The sequence below is a fragment of the Myxococcus llanfairpwllgwyngyllgogerychwyrndrobwllllantysiliogogogochensis genome (genome assembly GCF_006636215.1).
In the GTDB taxonomy this organism is placed as follows: Bacteria; Myxococcota; Myxococcia; order Myxococcales; family Myxococcaceae; genus Myxococcus; species Myxococcus llanfairpwllgwyngyllgogerychwyrndrobwllllantysiliogogogochensis.
Map to the genome: position 1 here is coordinate 59,871 of NZ_VIFM01000003.1, position 20,155 is coordinate 80,025.

General features: G+C 68.0%; 19 protein-coding genes. 5 read left to right on the forward strand and 14 right to left on the reverse strand.

The features are described 5' to 3' along the window. Positions 1–14: 14 nt before the first annotated feature. The 3 genes from FJV41_RS01240 to FJV41_RS01250 form a co-directional block, all read right to left on the reverse strand. Complete coding sequence (locus tag FJV41_RS01240; RefSeq protein ID WP_181790313.1) at positions 15–2,498, reverse strand: FG-GAP-like repeat-containing protein; 2,484 nt, start codon at positions 2,496–2,498, stop codon at positions 15–17. 269 nt (positions 2,499–2,767) lie between these two features. After that, the gene (locus FJV41_RS01245; RefSeq protein ID WP_141640524.1) at positions 2,768–2,980 is read right to left on the reverse strand and encodes a hypothetical protein; all 213 of its coding nucleotides are present in this window, start codon (positions 2,978–2,980) and stop codon (positions 2,768–2,770) included. A 143-nt stretch (positions 2,981–3,123) separates the two neighbouring features. After that, positions 3,124–4,548, reverse strand: coding sequence for a TolC family protein (locus FJV41_RS01250; protein ID WP_141640525.1), 1,425 nt, complete (start codon positions 4,546–4,548; stop codon positions 3,124–3,126). A gap of 311 nt (positions 4,549–4,859) precedes the next feature. Between FJV41_RS01250 and FJV41_RS01255 the strand changes: the two genes are divergently transcribed. Continuing rightward, a complete protein-coding gene (locus FJV41_RS01255; RefSeq protein ID WP_141640526.1) occupies positions 4,860–5,348 on the forward strand; it encodes a MarR family winged helix-turn-helix transcriptional regulator in 489 nt (162 codons plus the stop codon). Between the two features lie 51 nt (positions 5,349–5,399). Here the strand turns inward: FJV41_RS01255 and FJV41_RS01260 are convergent, their stop codons facing one another. From FJV41_RS01260 to FJV41_RS01275, 4 genes are all read right to left on the reverse strand, one after another. Continuing rightward, positions 5,400–6,203, reverse strand: coding sequence for an energy transducer TonB (locus tag FJV41_RS01260; protein ID WP_141640527.1), 804 nt, complete (start codon positions 6,201–6,203; stop codon positions 5,400–5,402). Between the two features lie 15 nt (positions 6,204–6,218). Continuing rightward, positions 6,219–6,653 (reverse strand): ExbD/TolR family protein, encoded by a 435-nt coding sequence (locus tag FJV41_RS01265; RefSeq protein ID WP_141640528.1) that lies wholly within the window; start codon positions 6,651–6,653, stop codon positions 6,219–6,221. A 3-nt stretch (positions 6,654–6,656) separates the two neighbouring features. Further along, positions 6,657–7,367, reverse strand: coding sequence for a MotA/TolQ/ExbB proton channel family protein (locus FJV41_RS01270; protein ID WP_141640529.1), 711 nt, complete (start codon positions 7,365–7,367; stop codon positions 6,657–6,659). Positions 7,368–7,568: 201 nt separating this feature from the next. Then, on the reverse strand, positions 7,569–8,798 hold the full coding sequence (locus tag FJV41_RS01275) for a PQQ-dependent sugar dehydrogenase (RefSeq protein ID WP_141640530.1): 1,230 nt from the start codon (positions 8,796–8,798) through the stop codon (positions 7,569–7,571). Positions 8,799–9,001: 203 nt separating this feature from the next. Here FJV41_RS01275 and FJV41_RS01280 point away from each other — a divergent pair, with 203 nt between their 5' ends. Continuing rightward, complete coding sequence (locus FJV41_RS01280; protein WP_181790314.1) at positions 9,002–9,577, forward strand: NIF family HAD-type phosphatase; 576 nt, start codon at positions 9,002–9,004, stop codon at positions 9,575–9,577. A gap of 6 nt (positions 9,578–9,583) precedes the next feature. Here the strand turns inward: FJV41_RS01280 and FJV41_RS01285 are convergent, their stop codons facing one another. The 7 genes from FJV41_RS01285 to FJV41_RS01315 all read right to left on the reverse strand — a co-directional run bounded on the left by FJV41_RS01285 (position 9,584) and on the right by FJV41_RS01315 (position 15,838). Then, the gene (locus FJV41_RS01285) at positions 9,584–10,576 is read right to left on the reverse strand and encodes a hypothetical protein (protein WP_141640531.1); all 993 of its coding nucleotides are present in this window, start codon (positions 10,574–10,576) and stop codon (positions 9,584–9,586) included. Positions 10,577–10,701: 125 nt separating this feature from the next. Next, positions 10,702–10,992 carry a hypothetical protein gene (locus tag FJV41_RS01290; protein WP_141640532.1) on the reverse strand — a complete coding sequence of 97 codons (291 nt, stop codon included), beginning with the start codon at positions 10,990–10,992 and terminating at the stop codon, positions 10,702–10,704. A gap of 112 nt (positions 10,993–11,104) precedes the next feature. Continuing rightward, the gene (locus FJV41_RS01295; RefSeq protein WP_141640533.1) at positions 11,105–11,329 is read right to left on the reverse strand and encodes a hypothetical protein; all 225 of its coding nucleotides are present in this window, start codon (positions 11,327–11,329) and stop codon (positions 11,105–11,107) included. 159 nt (positions 11,330–11,488) lie between these two features. After that, the gene (locus tag FJV41_RS01300; RefSeq protein ID WP_141640534.1) at positions 11,489–12,484 is read right to left on the reverse strand and encodes an aldo/keto reductase family protein; all 996 of its coding nucleotides are present in this window, start codon (positions 12,482–12,484) and stop codon (positions 11,489–11,491) included. Between the two features lie 11 nt (positions 12,485–12,495). Further along, on the reverse strand, positions 12,496–12,978 hold the full coding sequence (locus FJV41_RS01305) for a DoxX family protein (RefSeq protein WP_141640535.1): 483 nt from the start codon (positions 12,976–12,978) through the stop codon (positions 12,496–12,498). A gap of 52 nt (positions 12,979–13,030) precedes the next feature. After that, complete coding sequence (locus tag FJV41_RS01310) at positions 13,031–13,807, reverse strand: helix-turn-helix domain-containing protein (protein WP_246136928.1); 777 nt, start codon at positions 13,805–13,807, stop codon at positions 13,031–13,033. A gap of 63 nt (positions 13,808–13,870) precedes the next feature. After that, on the reverse strand, positions 13,871–15,838 hold the full coding sequence (locus tag FJV41_RS01315) for an alpha-amylase family glycosyl hydrolase (RefSeq protein WP_141640537.1): 1,968 nt from the start codon (positions 15,836–15,838) through the stop codon (positions 13,871–13,873). 261 nt (positions 15,839–16,099) lie between these two features. Between FJV41_RS01315 and FJV41_RS01320 the strand changes: the two genes are divergently transcribed. The 3 genes from FJV41_RS01320 to FJV41_RS01330 all read left to right on the forward strand — a co-directional run bounded on the left by FJV41_RS01320 (position 16,100) and on the right by FJV41_RS01330 (position 20,142). Next, entirely contained in the window at positions 16,100–17,347 is a 1,248-nt protein-coding gene (locus FJV41_RS01320; RefSeq protein WP_141640538.1) for a hypothetical protein, read from the forward strand. A 288-nt stretch (positions 17,348–17,635) separates the two neighbouring features. Then, entirely contained in the window at positions 17,636–18,466 is an 831-nt protein-coding gene (locus FJV41_RS01325) for a zinc metalloprotease (protein ID WP_246136929.1), read from the forward strand. A gap of 107 nt (positions 18,467–18,573) precedes the next feature. Then, positions 18,574–20,142, forward strand: coding sequence for a hypothetical protein (locus FJV41_RS01330; RefSeq protein ID WP_141640539.1), 1,569 nt, complete (start codon positions 18,574–18,576; stop codon positions 20,140–20,142). The last annotated feature ends 13 nt before the right edge of the window (positions 20,143–20,155 follow it).

The window sequence follows — 20,155 nt, forward strand, 5'->3', positions numbered from 1 at the left end:
GTCAGTCGTTCACGTCACTGCACCGTGAAGGCGAGGTCATCCACGTCCGTGAAGCCGCCACCGGGGCATGCACCCGAGAGGCTGGTGGAGCGGAGGACGGCTCGCACCGCCTGCTGCGCGCCCGAGGGCAGGGTGTAGGTTCGCGTCACCCACGCATACCCCGCGCTCGACAGGGTGGTCGCGCCCAGGCTCACCCACGTCGGGCTGGCGGCGTTGGCCGCGGTGAAGATCTCCAACTGCTCCCCGGTGCCCGAGGCAAAGGCGCTGACCTCCACGCGCACCGTCTTCCCCGAGGCGAACGGCGTCTTGTCGAGCGTCATCACCCGGACGCGTTCGACCGAGCCATCCTTGAGGTAGCCGCCCGTGACGTCCGTGCCCACGGTGGTGACCGCGGTGCCATCCGCGCAAGTGCCCTGCAGCGTGTTGGGCTGCTGGGCCTCCGGATACACCGTCCCCCGGCCCTCATAGAACATCCCCGAGTCGCAGGAGGCCTGCGCCGTCGAGCACAGCCCGGTCTGTCGCGTCGTGTTGTAGGTGGCCAGGAGCATGGGGGCCAGGGTGCAGGTCAACCCCGTGCTCGCGCGAGCACAGAGGTCCGCCCGGCCATCGCCATTGATGTCTCCCAGGGCGAGCGTCGAGCCGTACTCGTCGGCGGACCACCCTCCGGAGTCAGCGAAGTGCATGTTGGTGACGTAGCGGTAGTTCCTGAAGGAGGTCCCCGTCGAGAAAGAACAGACCAGCCCCGTCGAGTGCCGGCCGCAGACGTCCGCCTTGCCGTCTCCATCGACGTCGCCGAGCTTGATGGACTTGTAGCGCGACGGCAGGGTTCCCCATCCCTGGGCGTCATCGAAGGACATCTGCGTCCAGCGCGACGCCGTCGCGAAGCCCGTGGCGACGCCCTCGGACAGTCCACACCACATGCCGTCCGCCCCACGCGCGCAGATGTCCGCCTTGCCGTCGTTGTCCAGGTCCGCCAACTGGAACGTCGTGGCGTGCTTCGCCAGGGCCCACGACGGGGCCGTGAAGTCCGAGCTCCAGGACGTCGCGGCCTCGAAGGTCGTCCCATTGAAGAGGCTGCACACGATTTCACCCGCCGCGTTCCGGCCACAGATGTCGGCATAGCCATCGATGTCCCCGTCGACGTTCCCGAGCCGGATCGAGCCATAGAGCGCCTCCGAGGCATTCCACCCGTTCGCATTGGAGAACTCAGCCGCGTTCCAGGCTGACGTCGCGAACGCCGTCGTTCCGTTCGACTTGAAGCACAGGTAGCCAACCACGGCACGGATGCAAGCATCGGCGTTGCCATCATGGTCGATGTCCGCCAACTGGAACGTCGTGCTGTACTGGGCCGGCTTGTAGCCATCCGTGTCGGCCACCAGGCTCAGCCAGTTGGTCGCGGTGTCCATGGAGCCGTCCGCGAGCGACAGCGCGCACCGAATCCCCCCGGAGCCACGCCCGCACACGTCCGCCTTGCCGTCGCCATTGATGTCACCCAGCCGGACCGTCCCGTAGTAGCCAACGTCGCTGTTCCACGTCTCCCAGTCGGACAGGTAGGTCGTGGTCCATTGGGTCGGAGCGGGAAAGCTGAACATTCCCCGGACGCCGGGATGCGCGTCGAGCGGGACGAAGACGTACGGGGCGCCAGACACGGCCTTGAGCTTTCCGACCAGGGACACCACGAAGCGGTAGGCCCAGTCCGTCCCAGCGATGTCCCCCGTGGGATTGAAGTCATGCATCTGGATGATGCCTCGCTCGAGCCCGTTCACCGTCCTGTCCCCAGCAGGATCCAGCTCGAGGCTCTTGGCGACGTAGAGGTCCGCGCAGGCCTCCGGCGTCAAATCGTCATTCGTGCAAGCCCAATCGTGGGCGTCCCAGTCGAAACAGAAAGGGCCACTCATCTTGGACAGCGCGGGGTCGCTCCGGACGTTGTTCGCGATCGAGGAGGAGCCGTCGCACGCGTGGACTCCACCGGTGGGGGACTGCCCCCAGTTGTCGCCCGGGGCCCGGAAGAGAAACATGCCATCCGTGATGTAGGGGTCCAGGATGGCCTGGTTGACTTTCAGCTCGGCGATCTGCCCCGCGGCCCCCAGCGAAGGGTTGGTGAGCGCCTCGTGGTCATACGTGTGGTTGGCCACCCGGTGGCCCATCTCGACAATCTGGGACAGATAGGTGGTGTTGCCCAGGTCGCCGTCGAACCGCGGACAACCCGCGTCGATGCGGCACCCGTTGATGAAGAAGGTCGCGCGAATCCCCTGCTGCTGCAGGTAGTTCGCGATCTGCCAACTGGTATTGAAGCTGGCCTCCGGATTGTCATCCGGACCGTCATCGAAGGTGAAGGAGACGGTCCGGTACGGCAGGGGTGGGTCCTTCCAGGCATTCCCAATCTGGGCGTCGGTCAGGACGGCATCACGGCGCTGGGCCGTCTCGACGGGGGCGGAAGGAGTGGACTGGGTACAGGCCATGCTTGTCATCAACAACGGCAGCAGGAGTCTTTTCATGGGGGAATCCAAACGGGGGCCTTCGTGAATGGCCCGGCAGGCTCCTACCATGTCGCGCTGACGCCTTCGCACGGCGCTTCCAAGGGCAGACTCCAGGCGGCCCCAAAGCATTCCATGCGTCACCTGCTCGCCAACGAGCAGGATTTGCTCGCTCTCACGGAGCGGGTGTCAAAGGGTGTTGAGAGGGAAGACGGCCCGACGGGCCGTGGCCGTCTTGCTTCGTGGAGTCTTGTGCTCCACGAAGTCTCGACGGGAACCGCTTGCCGGTGTCAGTGCGCCGGCTGGGCGGGCTCCTGCCGCTGCTGGGGTCCGACGCCGGTGCGGGCCTCGAACGCATTGCAGCCGCTGGCGCCAGAGACCTTCAGGTCGTACGCACGCAGGTCCGCCTGCATGCAGCGCTGCGTCTCGTTGTCACTGGGGTTCGCATTACCGCTGGCGAAGTAGCGACAACTCTTGCAGTTGCCCCACTGTCCTTCCGCCATGATGACCTCCTCGGAAAAAGGGGTGCTGCTGTCTTCCTTCCGAGGGTGGGGTCGGTGGCGAAGCCTCACAAGCGGGGACGCGCCACCGCCCCGGGAGGCGGTCGGTCCGGCGCCTGGAGTTCAGGCGCCGGACGGGTGAGTCTCTACGGCTGCGGCGCGGGCTGCGGCTGCTCCGGCTGCGACTGCTCCGGCTGCTGCATCTGCGCGGGGTTCTGCTCCGTCGCGCCGGGCAGCGGCTGCACCGTGGGCGGCACCGCGTTCTCGTCCTTCAGGTCGGAGTCGAGCGGGCGAGCCTCGAACGCACCCACCGAGCGCAAGAGGCGCAGGGCGGCGACCGAAGCCTGGAGGCGCTCGCTCACCAGGCCGATTTCGGCGTTGGTCAGCGCGGTGTTCGCGTCCGCGACTTCCAGGTACGTGGCCACGCCGGCCTTGAAGGAGACGTCGGTGAGGCGCTGGGACTCCCGCGCCAGCTCCACCGTCTGCTCCGCCTTGAGGCGGTTGGCCAGGGCGCTCTCCAAATCCAACTGCGAGCGCTTCACTTCCTCGCGCGCCGTCAGCTCCGCCTTGCGGGCGTTGGCCTGGGCCTCGACGATTTTCGCGGAGGTGTCCGCGAGGTTGGCCTCGCGCAGACCGCCATCCCACAGCGTCCAGTTGGCGCCGAGGGTGATGAGCCACACGTCCGCCCGGCCCGCGAAGCCCGCGGCGTTGGCGATGCGCCAGGTGCCGGTGAGGCCCACGGTGGGCAGGTAGCTGAACCACACGCCGCGCTTGTTGATGCGCGCCAGCTCCGTCGTCTCACGGGCCGCGGCCACGTCCGCGCGCTGCTCCAGCGAGCGCTCCACGAGGACTTCCGACTCCGTCTTCACCGGCACCTGCGGCTCCGGCGGCGGGGCCACCTCGAAGTCCGGGCTGTCCAACGCCAGCAGCGTGGTCAGCACCAGCTTCGCGGACGCCAGCGCGTTGCGGGCGCGGATGAGGTCCTGCTCGGCGCGGGACAAATCCTGCTCGGCGCGCAGGAGCGCGACGCGCGTCACCGTGCCGGCGTCGAAGCGGACCTTGGTGTCCTTCGAGCGAGCGCCGTTGAGCTCCACCAGCCGCTCCTGCACCGTCACGGCCTGGGCCTGCGCGGCGGCGCCGTAGTACGCCTGCGCCACGCCGAAGAGGATTTCCCGGCGCGCCTGCTCCACGTTGAGCGCGGCGACCGTCTCGCTCTTGTAGGCCGCCTGGATGCCCGCCCACAGCTGGGGCGCGATGATGGCCTGGCGCAGCTCCGCCTGGAACTGCCGCTGCACCAGGGGCTGGATGACCACGGGCTCGGGACCCAGGGGGCCTGGGGGAATGACGGCGGCATTGGAGTTTCGGACGATGGCCGCGCCCACGGTGATGGTGGGCAGATAGCCCGCCCACGCCTTGCGGGACGCCGTGTCCGCCTGACGCAGCCGCGCCTGCGCCGCCTTCAGGTCCAGGTTCTCTTTTCGCGCCTGGATGAGTGCGTCTTCCAGGGTCAGCACGGGGGGCGGTGCCGCGGCCAGGGTGGCCGCCAGGGTCAACGCCAGAAGTGAGCTCATAACCGCCTCTGCCTCCTCGTGGGGTCCGCGCCGGCGCGAACCCCAATGGTCCTAGATGGATTCACTACGGGGGTGTGTCTTGGGTCCGCGTTCCGGGCGTTCTGCCCGAGCGCGTCATGAACGACAGGAATTCAGCGCGAAGGGCCGAACCGGCTCTTATGAAGGTCATCCGCCGCCGCATGGCTTCTTCCACGGTCCTGTTTCGGGTCGGGCCCCACATAGGCCATGTCGTTCGATTTTGGAAGCTCCGGAATGTAGTAACCCTCAATATTTGATGAAGTCAATTGTTTAGGTAATGGGGGTGAATTACCATGAGCGGTATGAGTGGAAGCAGCGAGAATCTGGAGCGACGGGGCAAGCCGCCGAACTCCGGGCCGGAGGCCCTGGAGGGGGACCTGCCCAAGCAGGCGTGGACGCTGCTGTTCGAGCTGATGCACGCCCACATGCGGAACTTCCCGGCGCTGGCGGCCGAGTTCGAGCTGTCCCCGGTGCAGGCGCACGTGGTGCGTCAGCTGGGCGAGGGCCCGCTGGCGATGAGCACGCTGGCCAACTACCTGTCGTGTGACGCGTCCAATGTCACCGGCCTGGTGGACCGCATGGAGGCGCGGGGCCTGGTGGAGCGGCGCAGCAGCGAGCAGGACCGGCGGGTGAAGATGCTGGTGCTGACGGACTCGGGTGTGGCGCTGCGCGAGCGGCTCCTGGAGCGACTGGCGGAACCGCCGGAGCTCATCGCCGCGCTGTCGGATGATGACCTGCGCTCGCTGCGCGACATCATGCGCCGGGCGCTGCGCTCGCAGTGAGGCCCGCGCGGGCCCCGTCCCTCCAGCAGGGAGGTGGGGCCCCGGCGTGCTTCAGTCCAGCAGGAACGTGTACGAGTACTTCATCTCCGTGGAGACCGCCTCGCCGCCCTTGATGGCGGGCTTGAAGCGGAAGCGTTTGATGGCATCGCGCGCGGCTTCATTGAGGCCGTAGCCGGGGCCGGAGAGCACCTTGGCGGCGACGACGCGGCCCTCGTTGTCGATGGTGATGGACAGCGTCACCGTGCCTTCGATGCCAGCGCGACGGGCCTCTTCCGGATAGGGGACCTTCACCTCGGAGGCCACGGTGGGCTCGGAGTCCACCTGGTAGATGGGCGTGTACTTGGGCGCGGAGTAGCCCTTCACGTCCTTGGGGTCCTTCGCGACGCCGTCCGCCTTGCCGTAGGCGGTGTTGCCCACGGGCGCGGCGAACGAGCCCGCGCTGGTGGTGGAGGACATCGTCATGCCCACCACGAGCGGCGGCGGCTTGGCCTGCGGCGTGGGCGGCGGCTCGTTGGGCGGAGGCGGCAATTGCTCCGGCGGAGGCGGCTGGGGCTTGGGCACCTCGGCCACCTTGATGGGCGGGGGCTTCACCGCCTTGGGCTTGGGCGGAGGCGGCTTGGGCTCTTCCTTCTTCTCCTCGGGAGGAGGCGGAGGAGGCGGCTTCTGGACCTCCACCATGACGAGCTCCACCGGGCGCTGGGCGACGGGGCGCGGGCGCTCGGCGATGCGGTTGAGGTACCAGAAGCCCACGCCGTGCAGCACCAGCGAGGTGAGCAGGAAGATGCCCACCACCCAGAGCGAGCGCTCACGGCGGGGGAACATCGGGGGAGGGGAGTCGACGACCGCCTGGCTCATGCGCTGGGCCTTGCGTCAGGGTGTGGCGGGCGCGGCCGCGGGGGCCACGTCCTTCTCGATGTTGAGCGCGAACTTGGCGATGCCCTGGCCCTTCACCGTGTCGATGAGCCGCATCACCTGTCCATACGCGATGCTCTGGTCGGCGCTGATGATGGCGCGGGTGTCCTTGTCCTTGGCGATGGCCTCGGCGACCTTCGCCCTCAAGTCCGCCTCGCTCACCGCGGCGCCGTCGAAGTAGAGCTTGCCCTCCTTGTCGAGCACCACGTTGACGAGCCCCTGCACCGTCTCGCCACCATTGGCCGCGCGGGGCAGGTCCACCTCCACCGTCTCGCGGACGATGAAGTTGGCCGTCACCATGAAGATGATGAGCAGCACCAGCACGATGTCCACCAGCGGGGTGACGTTGATGCCGGTGATTTCCTCGTCGTCTTGCTGCGCGCCTCCGGCCATGGGCTAGCGGCCCTCCGCCGTGCGAGTGGCCGCGTCGGGCGTGCGGCCCTCGGCGCGCATGCTGCCCACCAGCGCGTAGCCCAGGGCGTTGGCGCGGCTGGTGAGCGTCTTGAGCTGACGGTTGAAGATGTTGAAGGCGACGACGGCGGGAATCGCGACGGCCAGACCCACGGCGGTGGCGACGAGCGCCTCGGAGATGCCGGCCATGACGGTCTGCTGAATCGCCGCGCCCTTCACGTTGGCGGAGCCCAAATCGTGGAACGCCTTGATGATGCCGAGCACCGTGCCGAACAGGCCGATGAACGGGGCGTTGTTGCCCAGCGTGCCCAGGAAGGACAGGAAGCGCTCGTACTGGGGGCGCTCGCGGGACATGGTGGACGCAATCACCTGCTCCACGGTGTCCGCGCCCTGCGAGGCGGAGGCGAGCGCCTCGCGGATGATGGCGGCCTCCATGCCCGTCTTGCCCTCCACGGCCTTGCGCGCCGCCTCGAAGTCGCCGCGCGCCAGCCGGACCGCCAGGGCCTCCGAGTCCGGGAGGCGGTTGCGGGCGAAGTACACCGTGCGCTCCAGCATGATGGCGATGGAGAGCACGGAGAGGACGACCAGAATCCAGAGGACCCACTCGGCGGAGGTGAGCGTGACACCGAGCAGCTTGCTGCTGAGCCAGCCGAGCTCGGGTTGCCCTGTCTGGGCCAGGAGGAGGGAGAGCGTCATGAAGGGAAGCCTGGGGGGAAGTGGGTGACGGGTGTCAGTAACCCGGTTGCCAACTCGCGCGCCCATCTGTTGTTCCGTCCGCCCTGAAAGTCAAATGGATCGGCCGGTTTGTCCGCTTCCTGGGCCGTCTGGCAACGGCTGGAAACACATTTGTCGCCTGGCCGTCGCCTCCGGTTCCACGTCCCTTCGCGGGAGGCCTTGTTAGAGCGGCGGCGCCGTGCGGGGCGTCACCTTGAGCAGCCGGCCGTTTGGCGCGTCGGTGAGCAGGTAGAGCGCGCCGTCGGGACCTTGGACGACGTCGCGGACCCGGTTGTTCCCCGCGGGCTTGAGGCGCTCCTCGCCCACGACGCGGTCATTGCGCAGGACGAGCCGCACCAGGGCGTGGCTGGACAGCCCGCCGATGAAGAAGTTGCCCCTCCATTCGGGGAAGAGGTTCCCGGAATAGATGGTCAACCCCGAGGGGGAAATCACCGGGTCCCAGTAGTAGACGGGTTGCTCCATGCCCGGGCCCTGGGAGCTCTCGTGGATGGGCGCGCCGGAGTACTCCTTGCCGTAGCCGATGGTGGGCCAGCCGTAGTCCTTGCCCGGCTCGACGAGGTTGAGCTCGTCGCCGCCCAGCGGTCCCATCTCCACTTCCCAGAGGCGGCCCTGGCCGTCGAGCGCTGCGGCGAGGACGTTGCGGTGGCCGCGTGAGTAGATTTCCGGACGCGCCGCGGGGTTGTTCACGAAGGGGTTGTTGGCCGGCACGGTGCCATCGGTGTGGATGCGGACAATCTTGCCGAAGTGGCTGTTGAGCTGTCGGGCCTGGACGCGGCCGGTGAGGATGGAGCGCTCGCCCAGGGTGACGAAGAGGGTGCCGTCGGGAGCGAAGACGAGGCGGCCTCCCGCGTGCCACAGCGAGTCCAGGGTGGGCTTCATGCGGAAGATGATTCGCAGTGCCTCGATGCGCGGCTGGGGGCCGTCCTTGAGCTTCCCGCGTCCCACCGCGAGCCCGTTGCCGTTCTCGCGTGGCTCGTAATAGGTCCAGTAGATGAGGCTGTTCGTGGCGAAGTCGGGGTCGACCTCCACGTCGAGCAGGCCGCCCTGCTCGCGGCCGTCCACGGGAGGCAGGCCCGCGACGGGCGCGGACTTCACGCCCTGGGGTGTGACGATGAAGAGCTTCCCGGTGGGCTTCTCCGTCACGAGCATGCGCCGGTCCGGCAGGAAGGCGACGGCCCAGGGGTAATTGAAGCCGGAGGCGATTTCAGTGACTTGATAGGGCGTCTGCGTCTGCACGGCGGGCGCGCGCGTCTGGCCGGGGAAGGCCGGGTCGAACTGTGACACGCCAGGCTCGGACGGGGGACTCTCCGTGGCGTCCTGGGCTCGGGCGGGTCCGGCGAGGGACAGGACGGTGGCGCAGGCCAGGGTCGTCAACAAGACGCGCAGGTGCATGGGGCTCCTCAGGGGGCGGATGAGAGGGATGAACCCGACAGCACTTAGCCCTGGGGCGCGGCGTGCCGCCCGGCCTCACGGCGGGGTGTGCGCGTTCCAACAGGGCATGAGTGGAAGAGTCAGCACTGGAGGCGCGGAGGCGTCCCTGGCATGTGTCTACTGGCGATGTGGCGCATCCCGCAGCGCGACGAGTGGTGACCCGCATGGACCCGGACAAGCTGCTCCTGGTGCTGGACCTGGACGAGACGCTGATTCATGCCCGCGAGGCCCCGCTGGAGCGCGCGGCGGACTTCCGTGTGTTCGGCTTCCACGTCTACGTGCGGCCCCACGTGGCGCGGTTTCTCGCCGAGTGCGCGGCCCGGTTCCGCCTCGCCGTCTGGTCCTCCGCGGCGGACGACTACGTCGCGGCCATCGTCCATCACCTCTTCCCGCCGGAGCTCCGCCCCGAGCTGGTCTGGGGCCGCAGCCGGTGCACCTTCAGCGTGGACCGCGCGCGCGTGTTGGAGGAGGGCTTCATGGACCCGTCCTCGCATTACGAATATGCGAAGAAGCTCCACAAGCTGAAGCGCAGGGGCTTCCGACTGGAGCGGGTGCTCATCGTCGACGACACCCCCGCGAAGTGTCTGCACAACTACGGAAATGCCATCTACGTGCGGCCCTTCGAGGGGCAGGTGGACGATATCGAACTGCTGGCGCTGTCAGACTACCTGGCCACGCTCGCGGATGTCCCCAACGTGCGCGTGCTGGAGAAGCGGGGTTGGAGGAGTCCACGCCAGTGAGCGAACTCACTCCGGATAGGAGGTCTTCGCGCGCTCCTTGCGCTCCTTCTCCAGCCGCGAGCGTTCCTCCAGGTGGCGGTCCATCTCATCCGAACTCGTGCGTCGCTTTCGGAGCTCCTCCGGATACTGCGCGGCGATGATGGGCGCGAAGTGCTCGAGCGCCTCCTTGAGGTCGGGGAAGGGCACATCGTTCTTCTCGACCAGGATTTCCCAGGGCTCCGAGCTGGAACCGCGCTCCATCTCGAAACCGACGCCCCGGCTCGCCCAGGTCCCAGGGACGGTGATCATGACGGAGAAGTACTCGTTGTGCGTACAGGTCCTGAGCCAGACCGTGGTCGGGTAGTTGCGTGAGCCTCGCCGGTCCCGCTTCATGTAGCTGAGCGAGCAGGCCTCGAGCGGCCTCAGTTGCTCCTGGATGCGTGCCAGCTCGGGGAGCCCGCCCACGTCCGAGGTCGTCAGGAAGCCACCCTTCTTGAGCCCCGTGCTCAGCGCGCCCACGCCCAGTCCGACGGCAATCGTGCCTCCGATGATGGCGAGCACCCGCATGCTGGGGTACTTGTTGACGTGCTGGCCGTTGCTGGGACCGGACGCGGTCGTCCCTGGCGCGTTGCCGTGCGCCTGTGAGGGCTGCCGAGCGGAGTCTCCCCGGGGCATGGCCCCGACGGTGTAGCCAATCATGAAGGCCGCGAACAGGGAGACCCCTCGCAGCAGCTCGAGCGTGGGCACGAAGGGCAGCCCTCCCACTGACTGGAGCCACGTGAGAGTCCTCGGGGCCATCATGCCGCTGCAGGCCAGCGTCACTCCCACCCAGAAGATGACGAACACGATGTTCGACAGCCGGGTGACGCTGGAGTTCGCCGTCCTGCTGAGCAGCTCCGAGTGCGCCATCACCTTGGGATGTACGTGCTTCCTGAGCCACGTCCCGATGAACACGCCCAGCAGCAAGGGGACCCACAGCACCGCCACCCCGACGAACATCGCGGACTCTTGCCGATTCATGGCGAGGACCATGCTTCAATCCCCGCTGAATCCCAAGAGGGGCGGAGCTGTAGCCCTGAAACATCAGGAACTTGAGAACGTGAGAGACGGCGTGAGGCCCTCACGCCGCCTGGACAGCGCGACGGCTACTTGCAGATTTCCCGGGTCAGCTTGTCGCGCTGGAGCTGCTCCGCCGTCGCCCGCTTGACGGCGTCCTCCAGGGCGTCATCCGCCTTCTCCAGTGAGTCCAGGGCGCGGCTGTGTGCGCGCCCCTTCTTGGCGGTCACCAGCACGTCGCGCATGTCCTTGCGCGCCTTCTTCAAGGTGGTGAGCTGCTCCTCGCGCTCCGCGAACTCCTTCTTCGCCGACTTGCATTCAGGAGACTGGGCGGACGCACTCGACGCGAACAGCACTGCGGTGACCACGAACCAGCGCACACGCCACCTCCAGGTGAAGGACCTGGGACGAGTATAGGGCGGCGGCGGAGGTCCTTGAATCAAAGAGCGCGGGCTTTCGTGCCCGCGCCCTCCGACATCATGACGACCTCACCTAGCAGGCGTGGTAGCAGACGTTGTAGCAAGGCCTCCACCTGCTGAAGCAGGAGAGATCGCAGTCTTCGCCCTGACAGTTGGCCATGCACCTGTCATAGCCGGCATCACAGTCAGAGCAGCACGGCACGAGCGAATCCTCCGAGGCCGCCGCGGTCCCTGACACCATGGAGGTTCCGATGCCGATGAGCGCGCCCAGGAGTCCCATCAACAGAGTCTTCTTCATGTATCCCCCGTCACGTGTGGCTGTGATTGCGTCCAGGGCGTCCCACACGGGCGCGCCTGGGGAGGGATTAGGCCATGTCTGGGGTTGTCGCCTTCAACTCCATCCCCTCTCAAGTGTCGGAGAGGGGACAGAGCTGGGTTGATGCCTGACAGCCCTGCTTCAGATTTTCCGGTCGGGCACTTCGGTGAGGGCCGGGTTGCGCTCGACGACGGGGCCGAGCACCTCGTCGATGCGGCGCATCAGCTCCGCCTCCAACTTCACGCCCGAGGCCTTCACCGTGTCGTGGACCTGCTCGGGCCGCGAGGCGCCGATGATGGCGGAGGAGACGCCCTTGTTCTGGAGCACCCACGCGACGGCGAGCTGCGCCATGGTGAGTCCCGCCTGCTGGGCCAGGGGACGCAGTTGCTGCACGCGGTTGAGCACGTCGTCCTTCATGAAGCGGGCGATGAAGCGCGACCCGGTGGGGTCGGTGGCGCGGCTGCCGGCCGGAGGAGGCTGGCCGGGGAGGTACTTTCCGGTGAGCACGCCCATGGCCAGGGGAGACCAGACAATCTGTCCCAGGCCTTCCTCGAGGGACGCGGGGATGACCTTCTCCTCGATGACGCGCCAGAGCATGGAGTACTGGGGCTGGCTGGAGACGAAGGGGATGCGCAGCTCGCGGGCGAGCGCGGCGCCCTGGCGAATCTGGTCGGCGGTCCACTCGGAGACGCCGATGTAGTGGGCCTTGCCCTGACGGACGATGTCCGCGAAGGCGACCATCGTCTCCTCCAGCGGCGTCGCAGTGTCGAAGCGGTGGGCCTGGTACAGGTCCACGTAGTCCGTCTGGAGGCGGCTCAAGGAGCCATCGATGGACTCCATGATGTGCTTGCGCGACAGGCCCCAGTCGTTCTTTCCGGGCCCGGTGGGCCAGAACACCTTGGTGAACAGCTCATAGCCGGCGCGGCGCTGACCCTTCAGGGCTCGGCCGAGCACGGACTCCGCGCGGGTGCCGGCGTAGACGTCGGCCGTGTCGAAGGTGGTGATGCCGACGTCCTGCGCCGCCTTCACGCACGCCAGCGCGGCGTCCTCTTCCACCTGGGAGCCGTGCGTGAGCCAGTTGCCGAAGGAAATCTCACTGACGGCCAGACCGCTGCGACCAAGATGACGGAAGTGCATGGGGCGCCAGCCTAACCAGTGACAGGTCGGCTCGCACGGCTTCCGAGCGGCCACAGTCCACCGGCCCATGCCACCCACGCAAGGTAGATGAGCTGGAAGGGGATGCGCAGCCAGAAGTACCAGTCCGGGAAGGGCAGCACGTGGGAGCCCTGGTTCGACGCCGCCTCGTGGATGTTGGCGGGGAGGACGGCGAGCAGCAGCGCGATGAGCCCCAGGGCCGCGAGCTTCCGCGTCCGGGGAATCAGCATGCCCACGCCGCCCGCGACCTCGAACACGCCGGACAGCAGCGTCCAGAAGCGCGGCGAGGGGAGCTGCGGCGGAATCATCGCGTCGTACTGGGCGGGCACGACGAAGTGCATGACGCCGGCGCCGATGAAGAAGAGCCCCGCGGCCACGGCGGCACGACGGGTGGGCGTGGAGAGCGAAGGGAGGCGGCGCAGCGGAGGCAGGTGGAGCAACAGGAAGGTGGAGATGAGTATCAAGGCGAAGGACATGGCGAGGCACCTCGAGGGCAGCGAGCCGGAGACTGGTCCGGCGGGTCGATGCTCAAGATGCGTCGGTGGGGCGGGCCTTCGCTTGAACGAACTGGCTGCGACGTTGAAGGAACGAGGGCGTGGTGCCGAACATGCGGCGGAAGGTGCGCGTCAGGTGGGCCGCGTCGGAGAAGCCCGCGGCGTGCGCGGCCTCTCCCGCGGTGCGGCCCGAGGCGAGGGCGCCCGCTGCTCGCTGCAGTCGCAGCCAGAGCAGATAGGGGCGCAGGGGAACGCCCGTGGACTCCGTGAAGGCGTGCATCAGGCGACCGGAGGACAGGCCGGCGACCTCGGAGAGGGCCTCCAGGGAGGTGTCCTCGGGAGCGGGCTCCGCGCGCAGGTGCCGCAGGAGCTTGCGCACGCGCGGGTGCATGCGCGGTGCGGGGACCTCCGTGGGACCGGCCAGGGCCTCCAGCGTGGCCTCCATCCACGGGCCAATGGCCTCGTGCGCGATGGGGCCCTTGCGCGGCAGCCGGGCGAGCAGGGCGTCACGTGCCGCTTCGTCGAAGAGTCGCGCGGGGGAATCGAGCGAGGCGCGCAGCCGCTCGCCGTCCTGGCTCTCCGGTTCGACGAACAGGAGGATGACCTCGCCCCCCGTCGCGTCGATGGCGTGGGGCACGTCCGGGCCCACGAGCACCCCCGCCGCGCGGGAGTCCACCTTCGTCGTGCCCGCGCGAAAGGTCAGGGTGCCCTCGCGACGGAGCAGCAGGTGCATCGCGTGGTGGGCGTGCCTGGACGACGCGTCACCCGGGCCCCACATGGCGAGCGCGGCCGGCCACACCACCAGGGGCATGTCCGGCCACGGGGCACGGGGAGCGAGGTCGGGCGGTCGCGCGAGCAGCATTCGGCGGGGACGCTACCAGCGATTCCTCGAGAGGATGACCGCGCTGTAGGCCCCCAGGGAGAGCGCGCCGCGCGCGGGCAGTCCGTCCCGTCCGCCCCAATCGCCCCAGACGTCGTGCACGGAGGTGTCGCCGAAGTCCGGTGAGTAGCCCCGCCAGTCTCCGTTGAACCGCACCCGCCAGAGGCCATCCGTGGGAAGGCCGAGCTCGTACCCCGTGAAGGTCCGGTGTCCCAGGTTCACCACGACGATGACGTCGTCGCCCGCGCCGCCGTGCTCCCAGCGGTGGAACGCCATCACCTTGTCCTCGTGGTTCAGGTGGAACACGTGGACGTGTTCGCCGCGCAGGCCCGCGCTGGTGTCATGCCAGTTGCGGCGCAGTTGGATGAGGTCCCGGTGCGCCTGGAGGATGCCGCCGAACCAGCCCGCCTTGTTCCAGTCGAGTGGGTCTCCGTCGTCGAAGTGCCCGTCCTCCAGGAACTCCTGTCCCATGAAGAGCATCGGAATGCCCGGCGCCGTCAAGGTCAGCACCGCGCCGAGCAGCGCCTTCTTCTTCGCGAGCATGTCCCCCGGGTTGTAGGGCGACACCTCCGTGGGCAGCCGGCTGCGGCCGTTGGCCACTTCATCGTGGCTCTCCGTGAAGATGACGCGCTGGGAGGCCTGGCCGTTGTAGCGGAAGTACAGCGCGTCGCGGACGGCGTTCAGGTCGCGCCCCTCGTCGAAGGGCGCGGTGAGCGCGGCGCGCACCGGGTGCACGAAGGCCGCGTCCCACTGCGCGTCGAAGCCCGCGCCCTGGGAATGCGTGACGGCGGGGTCCGACGCCATGTCCTCCGCGATGAGCAGCTTCCACGGGAACTCGCGCTTCACCGCCTCGGTGATGGAGCGCAACAGCTCCCAGCCCGCCGGATTGTCCACGCCGCTGGCGGTGCGAATCTCCTTCGTCGCATCCAGCCGCAGGCCATCCATGTGGTACTCGCGCAGCCACATCAGTGCGTTGTCGCGCAGGTAGTCGCGCACCTCGGAGCGGCCGTAGTCCGGACGCGTGTCGCCCCACGGCGTGCTCGCGCGCCAGTCCGCGTAGAAGTACACGCCACCCCGTCCGAACGTCTCGCCATCGAAGTCCCAGTGCGGCAAATCACTGGGCCCCAGGTGGTTGTAGACGACGTCCATGATGACGCCGATGCCTCGCCGGTGCGCCTCGTCCACGAAGCGCTTCAAGTCGTTGGGCGTGCCGTAGGAGCTCTCCGGCGCGAAGGGGAAGGTGGGGTTGTAGCCCCAGGAGAAGTCCCCCGCGAACTCGGCCGAGGGCATCAACTCCACCACGTTGACGCCCAGCTCGCGAAGGTAGTCGAGCTTGTCGATGGCGCTCAGCCAATGCCCCGGTCCCCACCCGGCCGAGTCATTGAACGTGCCGATGTGCAGCTCGTAGATGACGGCCTCGCGAAAGTCCGGCATCCGGAAGAGGCCGTCGTAGCGCCAGACGAAGTCGCGATGGTCCAGGATGACGCTGTTGCCCGTGGAGTTCGTGACGTCCGCGGCGCGCGGGTCATTGCGCCAGCGCCAGTCGCCGTAGCGGCCCTGGATGATGAACTGGTATTGCTGGCCGTTGCCCGCGCCAAGGATGTCACGGGAGAAGTTGCCGGAGGGCTCGCGCGCCAGCTCCACCGCGTGCCAGTGACTGAAGTCACCCACCACCTGCACGCGCTGCGCATGAGGCGCCCACACGCGGAACGTCGCGCCGCCATCGAAGGGGATGGCGCCCATGCCGGGACGCCATGAGGGCTCGGGCTGGGGCTCCAGCGGGACGAAGGCCGTGAGGAAGCCGGGAGCCTGGAGCTGGTCCGCGGGGCCGAACAACTCCGGCGCGGCGCGAGAACGCGCGGTGCGCTCCGCCACCTGGTTTCCGCGAGCCCTGCACGCGGACTCGCTGAAGTCCTTGCGCGGCGAACGTGCTTCGTTCGGATTCGTTTCTCGGTTCGACATTCATTCCCCCGCACCGCGGACGTCGCGCGATGTGCCGCATTCCGACAGCGGGAGGACCCGAGGGTAAATCCTCCCTGGAGGGCCGGCCCTCGTTCAATTCCAGGCAGTGGCCCCCGCGTTTCACCCTGCTCCAATCCCTGGGGCCTCCCGTCTCCAAAGATTTGTCAGAAGCAGCAAATAGATTAAAACCTGAAAATGCCGCAAGTCGTAAATAAGTCGTTGCACGATGCGATGCAATTCCTCGCAGCACAAAGGACGTGTATGAACCCTCTTCGCAAGAGCCTGGTGTCAGCCTCCCTGGTGTTCCTGGGGTTGACCGGATGTGGTGTCGCCGACGTGCAGGGAGAAGAGACGGACAGCACCGCCCAGGAGATGACCGCGGAGGCCGTGCCCCTTCCTCTCCCGGTGGGGTGCCTGCTCGCCTCCCTGGATACGGACAAGGATGGAATCTGCGACATCGTCGAGGCGTTGCTGGGCACCAATCCCAACAGCACCGACACGGATGGTGACCGGCTCAGCGACTACGCGGAGTCGTTCGGTTTCGGAGGGTTGGACCTGGCCGCGCTCGGGGCGAACGCGCGGAAGAAGGACGTCTTCGTGGAGATGGACTACTACCCCGGCCTCCAGCCCACCCAGGCCACGCTGAACCGGGTCATCAATGCGTTCGCCAACGCGCCCATCGCCAACCCGGACGGTTCCACGGGCATCACGCTGCACCTGGTGGTGGACCAGCAGATTCCCGCGGCGGACGCGGACCTGGACCTGAACCCCGTCTGGACGGACTTCGACAAGATCAAGTCCAAGTACTTCGCGGCGAGCCGGGGGCCGTTCTTCCACTACATGGTGATTGCCAACCGCTACGACGGGGGCAACTCCAGCGGCATCTCTCGCGGCATCCCCGGCCATGACCTCGTGATGACCCTGGGCTTCGCCGGAGGTGGCTCGTCACTGGACCAGGCCGGAACCATCATGCACGAGCTGGGGCACAACATCGGCCTGCGCCACGGTGGCACCGACCACGCCAACTACAAGCCCAACTACCTGAGCATCATGAACTACGAGTACCAGTTCTATGGGTTCAGCATCGGCGGGGCGGCCAACGTGCTCGACTACTCGCGCGTGCAGGTCGCTTCCTTCAACGAATTGGCCGTCAACGAGGGCTCGGGCTTCGCGCCTGTCGCCCCCACCACCGAGGCGGACCTGGCCCGCATCAGCGGACTTCGCTTCAACAACGTCTCGGTCGTCGGCAACGCGAGCAACAACACCGACTTCAACGGCAATGGCGTCACCGATGCCCCGACCTACTCCAGGGACTTCAATCGCAATGGCGTCGCGGACGTGTATCCCGCGTCGCAGAACGACTGGACGGCCCTGCTCTATGACGGGGCCGGGCAGATTGGTGACCCCGGGCTGGGCATCCTCCGGAGCCTGAACCGCGAGGCGCGGTTCCTCGACGCCCCGGAAACGTTGGAGCCCTGCCAGACCGTGAACGAGAGCCGCATGCCGTAGTCCCTCGTTTCGCGGAAGCCTTCGCATCCCAAGGCCGGGTCCTCCTTCCGAGGGCCCGGCCTTTTGTCTGCCATTGAGCGCGCCGTTGGAGCGGCAGTGTCCTGGAGGGTTCGTGCCTGTCCAATCCCTGGCGCTTTCGCGATGCAGGAATGCAGGGTTTCTTCGTCATCGTCGGACGCGATAAATCGAAGCGTGTCCGTGAGTCGTAAGCGAGGTGTTGCATGGCGTGATGTAAATGGGTGCAGCGCAAAAGGATGGGTATGGGTCCGCGCGTTTGCCAACGCGCCGGTGAGCAACCCGGATGGCTCAACGGGCGTCTCGCTGCACCTGGTGGTGGACCAGCAGATCGCCGCGGTGGACGCGGACCCGGACCTGAACCCCGTCTGGAAGGACTTCGACAAGCTCAAGTCCAAGTACTTCGCGGCGAGCCGGGGGCCGTTCTTCCACTACATGGTGATCGCGAACCACTACAACGGGGACTACTCCAGCGGCATCTCCCGCGGCATCCCCGCCCATGACCTGGTGGTGACCCTGGGCTACGCCGGAGACAGCACGGCGCTGGAGCTGGCCGGGACCATCATGCACGAGCTGGGGCACAACATCGGGCTGCGCCACGGCGGCACCGACGACGCCAATTACAAGCCCAACTACCTGAGCATCATGAACTACGAGTACCAGTTCTACGGCTTCACCATTGGCGGCGTGGCCAATGTGCTCGACTACTCGCGCGTGCGGGTTGCTTCCTTCAACGAAGCGACCACCAACGAGGTCGCGGCCTTCGCGCCGGTCGCTCCCGCGAGGGAGGCGGACCGCGCGCGCATCAGCGGGCTGCGCTTCAACGAGGTCCAGGTCATCGGCAACGCGAGCAACAACGTCGACTTCAATGGCGACGAGGACATCTCGACCGCGAGCTACTCCCGGGACTTCAATCGCAATGGCGTCGCGGATGTGTTTCCCGCGTCACAGAACGACTGGACGGCCCTGCTCTATGACGGAGGCGGGCAGATTGGCGACCCCGCCCTGGGTTTCCTCCAGAGCCTGAACCGCGAGGAGCTGTTCCTCGTCGCCCCGGATGAGATGGAGCCCTGCCTCACCGTGGACCCGAGCCGCGCCCGGTAGTCCCTGTCTTCCACGGCCGGGTCATCCTTCACGGGGGACCTGGCCGGTTGTTACCGCTCCGCGTGGCTTGTGGGGGCCGGCCGAGTGTCCGACACTGGCCCCTCCCCATGGCCGCCAGCGAAGAACGTCGCCTCCAGGCTCTCGTGCTCGCCCCGGTGCGGCGTGTGCAGCGGCGCCTCAACGCCTTCGCCTGGGCACAGGCCAGCCTCGTTCCCCTGTGGGCCACCGTCACGGCGTGTGTGCTTGCTCGGCTGCTCTTGCGGGGCGCGGTGGTCTGGGCCCTGCCTCCGCTGGTCCTCGCGGGACTGGCGTGGTGTTTCCTCCGCGCACGGACGCGGGGCGTGTCGCTGGAGCATGCAGCCGTGCTCGCGGACCGCTCGGCCAACGCGGGGGGACTGCTCCTCACCCGGCTGGAGCGGCCCATGGGGGAGTGGGAGCTCAGCGTCAATCAGCTCGTGCGCGACGTGAAGCTCCCCGTGGTGGCGTGGCGGCGTCCCGTGGGGGCCCTCCTGGGCGCGCTGCTGTTCCTGCTCGTCGGCTTCCTGCTCCCGCTGCCCGCGCCGAAGGGCCCGCGCGCGCCTCATGCCGCCGCCGCCGCGAAGGTGGATGCGGTGAAGGCCCAGGCGGAGGCCCTGGCCCGGGAGGAACCTCTGGGCGAGGCCGTGGAGGACGAGTTGCGCCGACTGGCCGAGGAAGTGGCCGCGGGTCGCTTCGACTCGGGTGACTGGGAGGCCGCCGATTCACTGGAGCAGCGACTCGCCGAGCGCGCCGCCGAGGCCGCCGTCGAGCTGGCCCAGGCCTCCGAGGCCGCGCGTGACTTGGAGGAAGCCCTGGGGGCGGCGGGCGGCGCCGAGTCCTCGTCTCGTGAGCGCGAGGCCCTGGAGCGCGCGCTCATGGGCCTGGAAGGTGAGGGCGAGGGTGAGGACTCCCAGGGACCGGGTGAGGCATCGGCCCACTCGGGCGAGGGACAACAGGGGCCTCAGGGAGAGGACCCGAACGGGACGCAGGGCACCTCGCAGTCGGGGCAGCAGGGCACTTCGCAGTCGGGACAGCAGGGCACCGCGGATTCGGAGGGATCGAAAGCGCAGTCCCAGGCGCGGCGGCAGGCCCAGGCCCGCGCCCAGGCCTCGGGCGCTCCGGACCAGATTTCGGAACTCCGCCGGTCGCTGGAGCGTCGACAGCAGTCACTCTCGCAGCGCTTCGAGCCCCGCGAAGGGCAAGGCGCCCAGGCGAGCTCACAACGGTCGGGCTCACGTCGGAAGCAGGGCGCGCGCCAGCGGAGTGAAGGTGCGTCGCGACCGGGGCAGGACGGCGAGCAACAGGGCGAGGGGCAGGGCGAGGGACAGGGGCAGACAGGCAATGAGGGCCATGCGAGCCGGGGCGTTCGTCGTGGTACGGGGACACAGGGCGGAGGGCCGAGTCCGCTCGTGTTCGGCGGTGAGGCGGAGATGGACCCGGACCGACTCTCGTTCGAGCCGCTTCCGGAGGGACAGGGTGGCGAGGCCGGAGAGCTCTGGGGGCTCGAGGCGGCGGACCCTCGGCGCGGCACGGGGTCGGCGGGTGCGGCGGGCTCGCGAGGAACGAGCGCGCGGGGTGAGGCGACGGCGGGGCCTGGTGCGCAGCCGCTGTTGCCGCGCAACCGCGACCTGGTGAAGCGGTACTTTGGTGGCGAGTAGTCTGGAAGGGGAG

Coding starts and splice junctions, on each gene's coding strand:
- FJV41_RS01240 (WP_181790313.1), bottom strand. CDS start 2,498: ATGAAAAGACTCCTGCTGCCGTTGTTGATGACAAGCATGGCCTGTACC.
- FJV41_RS01245 (WP_141640524.1), bottom strand. CDS start 2,980: ATGGCGGAAGGACAGTGGGGCAACTGCAAGAGTTGTCGCTACTTCGCC.
- FJV41_RS01250 (WP_141640525.1), bottom strand. CDS start 4,548: ATGAGCTCACTTCTGGCGTTGACCCTGGCGGCCACCCTGGCCGCGGCA.
- FJV41_RS01255 (WP_141640526.1), top strand. CDS start 4,860: ATGAGCGGTATGAGTGGAAGCAGCGAGAATCTGGAGCGACGGGGCAAG.
- FJV41_RS01260 (WP_141640527.1), bottom strand. CDS start 6,203: ATGAGCCAGGCGGTCGTCGACTCCCCTCCCCCGATGTTCCCCCGCCGT.
- FJV41_RS01265 (WP_141640528.1), bottom strand. CDS start 6,653: ATGGCCGGAGGCGCGCAGCAAGACGACGAGGAAATCACCGGCATCAAC.
- FJV41_RS01270 (WP_141640529.1), bottom strand. CDS start 7,367: ATGACGCTCTCCCTCCTCCTGGCCCAGACAGGGCAACCCGAGCTCGGC.
- FJV41_RS01275 (WP_141640530.1), bottom strand. CDS start 8,798: ATGCACCTGCGCGTCTTGTTGACGACCCTGGCCTGCGCCACCGTCCTG.
- FJV41_RS01280 (WP_181790314.1), top strand. CDS start 9,002: ATGGACCCGGACAAGCTGCTCCTGGTGCTGGACCTGGACGAGACGCTG.
- FJV41_RS01285 (WP_141640531.1), bottom strand. CDS start 10,576: ATGAATCGGCAAGAGTCCGCGATGTTCGTCGGGGTGGCGGTGCTGTGG.
- FJV41_RS01295 (WP_141640533.1), bottom strand. CDS start 11,329: ATGAAGAAGACTCTGTTGATGGGACTCCTGGGCGCGCTCATCGGCATC.
- FJV41_RS01300 (WP_141640534.1), bottom strand. CDS start 12,484: ATGCACTTCCGTCATCTTGGTCGCAGCGGTCTGGCCGTCAGTGAGATT.
- FJV41_RS01305 (WP_141640535.1), bottom strand. CDS start 12,978: ATGTCCTTCGCCTTGATACTCATCTCCACCTTCCTGTTGCTCCACCTG.
- FJV41_RS01310 (WP_246136928.1), bottom strand. CDS start 13,807: ATGCCCCTGGTGGTGTGGCCGGCCGCGCTCGCCATGTGGGGCCCGGGT.
- FJV41_RS01315 (WP_141640537.1), bottom strand. CDS start 15,838: ATGTCGAACCGAGAAACGAATCCGAACGAAGCACGTTCGCCGCGCAAG.
- FJV41_RS01320 (WP_141640538.1), top strand. CDS start 16,100: ATGAACCCTCTTCGCAAGAGCCTGGTGTCAGCCTCCCTGGTGTTCCTG.
- FJV41_RS01330 (WP_141640539.1), top strand. CDS start 18,574: ATGGCCGCCAGCGAAGAACGTCGCCTCCAGGCTCTCGTGCTCGCCCCG.